Annotated in this window: 4 protein-coding genes; 2 read left to right on the forward strand and 2 right to left on the reverse strand. The window is 70.2% G+C overall.

The window, feature by feature from the left end:
* The first annotated feature begins 344 nt into the window (after positions 1 to 344).
* A complete protein-coding gene (locus IRZ30_RS14495) occupies positions 345 to 2,273 on the forward strand; it encodes a hypothetical protein (RefSeq protein WP_294086177.1) in 1,929 nt (642 codons plus the stop codon).
* A gap of 40 nt (positions 2,274 to 2,313) precedes the next feature.
* On the opposite strand, the gene IRZ30_RS14500 is transcribed toward IRZ30_RS14495, so the two are convergent.
* Together IRZ30_RS14500 and IRZ30_RS14505 are read right to left on the reverse strand one after the other, a co-directional pair.
* Complete coding sequence (locus IRZ30_RS14500; protein WP_294086178.1) at positions 2,314 to 3,870, reverse strand: TPM domain-containing protein; 1,557 nt, start codon at positions 3,868 to 3,870, stop codon at positions 2,314 to 2,316.
* A 133-nt stretch (positions 3,871 to 4,003) separates the two neighbouring features.
* On the reverse strand, positions 4,004 to 4,984 hold the full coding sequence (locus tag IRZ30_RS14505) for a heme A synthase (protein ID WP_294086179.1): 981 nt from the start codon (positions 4,982 to 4,984) through the stop codon (positions 4,004 to 4,006).
* Positions 4,985 to 5,352: 368 nt separating this feature from the next.
* Between IRZ30_RS14505 and IRZ30_RS14510 the strand changes: the two genes are divergently transcribed.
* The gene (locus tag IRZ30_RS14510) at positions 5,353 to 6,516 is read left to right on the forward strand and encodes a TIGR04053 family radical SAM/SPASM domain-containing protein (protein ID WP_294086180.1); all 1,164 of its coding nucleotides are present in this window, start codon (positions 5,353 to 5,355) and stop codon (positions 6,514 to 6,516) included.
* The last annotated feature ends 253 nt before the right edge of the window (positions 6,517 to 6,769 follow it).

A 6,769-nucleotide genomic window follows, 5' to 3' on the forward strand; every position in this document is an offset into this window, starting at 1 on the left:
AGCCAAGCACGGACACCCAAATAATTCATCAAACTCCGTTACCCCCGGGCACGGGCCGACCTTGATGCTCCTCTCACCGCCCCCGTCCCCTTGCGGTCGCCCCCAGCCGGCTTTAGCCAGCTTTCGTTGTGAGCCCGGCGGCTTTAGCCCCGGCCCCTAACCACCGCGCGGGGATCCTCACACCACCCGCCCGGGCACACACCACGGCGCGGGACCTTCTCGCCCCCCGCCCAGGCACCTATCACGGCCCGAAAACCTTTCCACCACACCTCGCGTTGCCGAATCACTCTCAACCATCCCTTGCCCATCGCCTTCACCGTCACGCGCGGGTAGAATGCCGGGGCGTGAGTGAACGAACACCTCCGGCCAAGGACGATCGTCTGCCCCGACCCGGCTTCGCCGCCGGGCTGCTGGTGATCCTGCTCGCTGCCGGGGCTCTGCGGGTGGTCCGGCTCGGCGATCTGCCGCCGGGACTGCCCGGTGCGGCGGCCGAGCACGGGTTGCTCGCGCGGGCCTTGGTGGAGAGCGGGATTGCGGTGGCGCTGCGTGATGCGGACGTCGCTTCGGTCCCGCTCGCTGCGCTCATCGCCCTGGTGGGCCGCCTCACCGGCTTCGACGCGGCGACGCCGGCGCTGGGCGCGGCGCTGGCCGGGACGGCGATGGTGGGCTTCACCGCGCTCTGGCTGCGGCGCGCGGCCGGTCCGGTATGGGGGCTGGCCGGGAGCGCGCTGCTCGCGGGGGGCTTCTGGCCGCTCCTCTTCGGCCGGTTGGGCTTGAGCCCCGCCGTGGGCGCCGCGGGACTGGCGGCACTGCTCTGGCTGCTGCTGGAGGCGATCCGCAGGCCGCTGCGCCTCGCGCTCCCGTGGTACGTGTTGGCCGGACTGGCCGCAGCGGTCGCGTTCGCCGCAGACCCGGTGCTGCGGATCGTGCCCGCGCTGCTCCTCATCACGCTGGGTGCGGCGCTGTGGCGGGCACAGCGGAGCGGGAGCGACGGAGATGTGGCACCGGGAATCGCGATCGCGCTCCTGGTCGCCACCCTGGCTGCGCTGCCGATGATCGCGGGTCGGGGCAATGCGGCGGAACGCCTCGGCTTCTGGTCGCCCACGCCCGGCCTCCCGGGCGATGCCGCTGCCAGCATCACCGAGACGCTCCACGGCTACGGGACGACACTCGCCCGGGTCGTCTGGCCCGGCGCGCCGGACCCCGCGCTGAACCTGCCGGATGCACCGCTCTTCGACCCGTGGCTGGTGCCCTGGGCGCTGCTGGGAGGCGTGGTCGCGATGCGGCGCGCCCAGCGGCCGCTGGCGACGGTCGCCATCATCTGGGGCGCGCTGCTGCTCCTCCCGGCCGCGCTGGTCGACCCCGGCCACCCCGGGCGGCTGCTCCCGGCGCTGCCGCTGCTCACCCTCCTGCCGGTGCTCGGCATGCGGGCAGCCGTCGAGCGCGCCCCCGGCCGCTGGGGGCGCGTGGTGATGACCGGAATGGTGGTCGGCACCCTCGCGCCGACGGTGGTGATCGGGCCGTGGCGCTACTTCGCGGGCTGGGCCGCGGACCCGGCAACGGCGCGGGCGCTGGATGCTGGAGTGGTCGACTCACTGGCGGCGATCCGGGATCTGCCCCCGGATGGGACGGTGGTCTACAGCACCTACGGCCACGTCGCGCTCGTGCGCTTCCTGTCCGGCGACGCAGCGCGGGTGGACGTCGACGGGCGGCACCTGCTGCTCCTGCCCGGCGAGCCGGCGGCCGGAGTGCGGCGCGGCTGGCTGGTCGTGCCCGCCGCGACGCCGGTCGATCCCCACCTGTTGGAGATCTTCGCGGGGATTCCGCCGGTAGAAGTTGCCCACGACGCCGACGGTGCCGAGCTGTACCGTGTCTACCGCATCGACGAGCGCCTGGGACGGGACATCCCGCTCAGCGTGCCGACGATCCCATGGGGAGACGGCACCGTCTTTGAGGGGTTCCGGCTGACACCGCTGGAGGGCGGCCGGGTGGCGCTGGTGCTCGCCTGGGCATTGCCGCCGGGCAGCGCACCCCACACGGCGGCCGTGCAGTTGGCCGGCGAGTCGATCAGCGAGGCGCGGCTGGCGCTGCCGGCCACGGAGCCCGGGCAACCCATGATCGCCCTGACGGTGGCAACACTCGATATCCCGGCCGCGACGGAGCCGCTGAATCTCCGGGTGGCCCTGCTCAACGCCGATGGCCGGCCGCTCGCAGTCCCCGGCGCCGATGCCGACGGCTTCCTCCTCCTGGAGCGGTATCGGTTCGAACCGTAGTCCGGCTTACCCGGTAGGAGCCAACCGCCGCCCGTCGTGCCTAGAAGCGCCCACCCGCACCACCGCCGCCGGAGGACGCGCTGTCGCTCGAGGAGGAGGAAGAGGACGAAGACCGTCTGGTGGACCGGTGGAAGTCTTGCCAGTAGTAATAGAAGTCGTCCCCGCTGCTGCTCGAGGACCGCCTCGTCATGTTGAACCAGAGCGGTTGCCAGCCGGCAGCGCTCGCCTCGCGGATGTGCTTATCCAGCTTATCAACGACGCCGAACGCGACCGCGTAGGGGAGCGCCTCGTCCAGGTCGAGCTCGGCAGAGCGATTGTACGCCGCCGCGACGATGCCCTCCTTGTAGCCGCGCCATGGGACGGCCATGCTCTGACCGAGCGGCGTGGTCTCGGGCACACGCGCAGAGAGCAACATGGCCCCTAGTACCCCCAGGGCGATCAAGACCGCGCCAAACGACATGCTGGAGCCATGCGCGACGGACTCGGCAGCGATCACGGCTAGGAAAACGGGCACGGCCACCACCATGGCGAGGCGCACCGGGCGGCGACTGATCCCCTCGCGATCGAAGAGGCCACTTGCTTCCAACTGGGAACGGACCTCGGCGCGCGCCCGGCCCCAGAACCTCCACAGCTCCCCAAGCACCTCGCCCGGGACCACACCGGTTCCCCGGCTCGCAAGTTCGAGGCTTGTCCAGAGGGCAAGCTCGAAGGGCGCCTTGATACGGCTCCGATCAACCAGGCGGAGCTGAACAGTCCCACCGCCGGCCGGTTCGATGGCAAGCGCTCCACGCTGGGCGAGATCGATCAGTGTCGCTTCCAGTTGGTGGTGGATGACCCGGCCCGAGACGAGGGCCCCGGCAATGGCCGGAGGCGTGTCATCCGGCTTCTTGGTAGTAGGCACGACCGGACTGCGGCTGATCGACCGCGCCTGGTATGTGGCCAGACCGACAAGGAACATGAACATGCCTACCGCGGCAGAGACGATATTGGCAATGCTGAACCGTCCGGCGGTGACCAGCCGGGCGAGCCACTTGTGCACCGGCTGCTTCGGTGGGCCGTTGGTCAGCGAGTGGGCAATCGCGTCGAGCCCAGCCCCGATCCCCTCAGCCGTCTGGTTGTCCCGGAGGAGCGGAATCATCTCCTCATCGATGATGCGTTGGAGCTCCGACTCAGGGAGGTTTCCGCCGTCGTAGTGCTTTTCTCCGGCGTAGATGAATACCTGGCCACGACGGAGATTTCCGGGCCTGAGGTTGAAGAACATCACGACGCCATCATGAGCACCGGGGGCTGACTGCACATCCCAGGCGTCCATCAGGGCGCGGGCCTCGGCCTCGGTCTCACTCTGGGAAGCGTCGCGGGCCTGAAGGTAGACGACGATCGGAGCACCGGCGGCTTCAACGGCCGCGGCGCGCGCCTCCAAGTCGGCGATCTCGTCGGGGGTGAGCAGGCCGGTGGTGTCGTAGATGTGTTGCCCGGGCACCGGCTCGCCGTACTCGGCCGCCCGCGCGGTCCCGGTCGGCAGCAGAAGCGCAACGACGAACCCTGCAGCCAGAATGAGACGCCAGGAGGACCAGGAGGATCGGACGAAAGCGAGCATGCGTACCCCCTTTTCCCCGACGGCCGATACGGTCGATTGTCCAGGACCCTTTATCGGAGTATAGCGAGGGTCCGCCAGACGAACATCCCCCTACGAACGTAGGGGGATGCTGGTACGCCTGCGCTTTGGTGGGTTATCGCTGCGGTGCGCCGGTGCCGAGCGCCGGGCTTGCCCGCTCACCCGTGGGCCGGGTGATGACGCGCTCGGACGGCAACGGCAGCGTGCGGTAGCACATGTAGCTCAGCGCCCCGAACAGGAGCGTCGCCAGCCCGGCGTGGGTGATCGTGCTGTAGACCTGCAACTTGCTCAGCACCACGACCCCGCCGCTGATCGACTGGAGCAGGATGAGTCCCAGCGCGGCGACCGCCGACCAGAAGAGATCGGGCCGTGTTCGGCGCAGGCGCCAGGTCCAGACAACGAGCGCTGCGACCAGGAGTGTGCCGGCCACAGCCGCCAGCCGGTGGGCGAACATAATGCCGACCGGTCCGCTGAACCCGGGCCACACCTGGCCGTTACAGAGCGGCCAGTCGATGCAGGCGAGGCTGGAGCGGGTGTGGCGCACGTAGGCGCCGAGGTAGACGAGCAGGTAGGTGTAGCCCAGCGTGCCCCAGATCAACCAGCGCAGCCCCGCCGGGACCGGCCGGTTCCGCATCGCCTCGAACCCCTCCACCTCATAGAGGAAGACGGCGAGGAGCATGACGCTGGCGAACGCCGTCAGCGAGATACCGAAGTGGAGCGCCATCGTGGCGGGCTGCTGCCCGTAGACGGCCGCCCAGGCCCCCAGAATCGACTGCAACACCAGGAAACCGATCATCAGCGGCACCAGCACGCGCACTTCGCTCCGCTGCCGCCACCCGCGCCAGGCGCCGATCGCCAGCGCGACGATGAGCAAGCCCTCCACCCCGGTTACCGCCCGGTGGGAGTACTCGATGATCGACTCCAGGGTGAACTGAGGAAGGGCCCGCCCATGGCAGAGCGGCCAGGAACGCCCACAGCCGGCTCCCGACCCGGTACTGGTCACCGTGGCGCCGGCGATCAGGACGAGGAACATCCCGACCGTCGCTGCGACCGCCAACCGGCGGAGAGCCCGCGGACGTTTGACCCGATCTCGCATCGCCGCCTACCTGTCCTGCACATCGTTTCAGCCGGGCGCGCGGTCTCCCTTCCCCGAGCCGCGCGCGGCATGCCGAACAGCGACGCCGTCGCCGGCCCCGCCCGACATTACGTCATCCCCAAGGATACACCGGAGTATCGGCCGGGGCGCGTCAAATTTCCGAAACAACCCCGCACGCTCTGACCACAGCCGGCCCCCGCGCCGGGGTCTCCCCGAAAAACCACCCCGGCGGGTAGGACGAAACTACCCGCAGGGCCGGTCCGCCCTTCGGGCCATGACAGCATCCTCCTCAGATATGGCCCAACCGGTTCGCTGGGCCACCCACGTCGTCCCAGCAGCCCGCAGCGAGGCAGCGAGGAGGAAGTCTCATGACGGAAACACCGGGCGCCCACTCCCACCGGCCGGATCACCCGCGTGCCGCCGCGCCGGCGGACCGGCCGCGGAAGCCCGACCTGGCCGCGATCGACTTGGCCCGGCAGCCGTTCGTGCTCGCCTGGGAGTTGACGCGTGCCTGCAATCTGGCCTGCGTCCACTGTCGCGCGGACGCCCAACTCCGACGCCATCCGGGGGAGTTGACCACGGAGGAGGCGTTCCGGCTGATCGACGAGATCGCCCGGTTCGAAATCCCGCCCATTCTGATCCTGACCGGCGGCGACCCGCTGCGCCGACCCGACGTGATCGACCTCATCGCCCACGCCACCGGGCGCGGCATCCCCGTCACGCTCACGCCGGCGGGTACGCCCCTTGCCAGCTACAACCGACTCGCCGCGGCGAAGGAGGCCGGCGTGGCGCGGATCGCCGTGAGCTTCGACGGGGCCACCCCCGAGACCCACGATGCCTTCCGGCGTGTGCCCGGCTCGTTCGGCTGGACGCTGGAGATCGTCCGCCACGCGCACGACCTCGAGCTGCCGGTCCAGATCCACACCACCCTCTGCCGCCAGACGCTCGGAGAGCTGCCCCGCCTGGCAGACCTCGCCGACGAACTGGGCGCGGTCGTCTGGGCGGTCTTCTGCCTGGTGCCGGTCGGGAGAGGCGAGGTTCTCGAACCACTCAGCCCGGACGAGTACGAGGAGGTCTTCAACTGGCTCATCGACCGGAGCCGGACCGCTCGCTGGAACCTGAAGCTGACGGAGGGGTATCACCTCCGGCGCGTGCTCGCGCAGCGCGGCATGGGGCCGGTGTCGGGCCTCGGCTTCCAGGGAGGCGACGGCATCAGCCGCGCGCCCAAGGCGGTCAACGCGGGGAATGGTTTCTGCTTCGTGTCGCACCTCGGCGAGGTCTGGCCCAGCGGCTTCCTCCCACTGGCCACCGGCAACGTCCGAACAAGCTCGATCGTCGATCTCTACCGCAACCACCCCATCTTTCAGGCCCTGCGCGATCCCGCGCGCCTCAAGGGGAAGTGCGGCGCCTGCCGCTTCAAACAGATCTGCGGCGGCTCCCGCTCCCGCGCCTTCGCCGCGACCGGCGACTACCTCGCCTCAGACCCGGCCTGCGCCTACCAGCCGGGAGCGCCGGCTCTCGTCGGCACCTAGCGGGGCACATTCCTGGAGGCTGACGACCTGCCGCGAAAGCACGGTGCTGACCGCCCCTGCGCCCGCCCGGCGTGTCGTCCCGGCCGCACGCTCCTCACAACCAGACGGGAGCCGGATCACGGGCGCTTCCGGCGTTTGGCGAATCGGCGAATCGCGCGTCCGCGGTCGGCGTGTGCCTGGGGGTGACGGCGTTGAGCGAATGCAAGGGGACCACGGCGGTGGCACGTCCGTGGGGTGATGAGATCTGACGCAT

The sequence above is a fragment of the Sphaerobacter sp. genome (assembly GCF_019683595.1).
Lineage (GTDB): Bacteria > Chloroflexota > Chloroflexia > Thermomicrobiales > Thermomicrobiaceae > Sphaerobacter.

What these genes read in the sequence shown, in the direction of transcription:
- IRZ30_RS14500 (WP_294086178.1), bottom strand. Translation starts at nt 3,870, where the DNA reads ATGCTCGCTTTCGTCCGATCCTCCTGGTCCTCCTGGCGTCTCATTCTG.
- IRZ30_RS14510 (WP_294086180.1), top strand. Translation starts at nt 5,353, where the DNA reads ATGACGGAAACACCGGGCGCCCACTCCCACCGGCCGGATCACCCGCGT.
- IRZ30_RS14505 (WP_294086179.1), bottom strand. Translation starts at nt 4,984, where the DNA reads ATGCGAGATCGGGTCAAACGTCCGCGGGCTCTCCGCCGGTTGGCGGTC.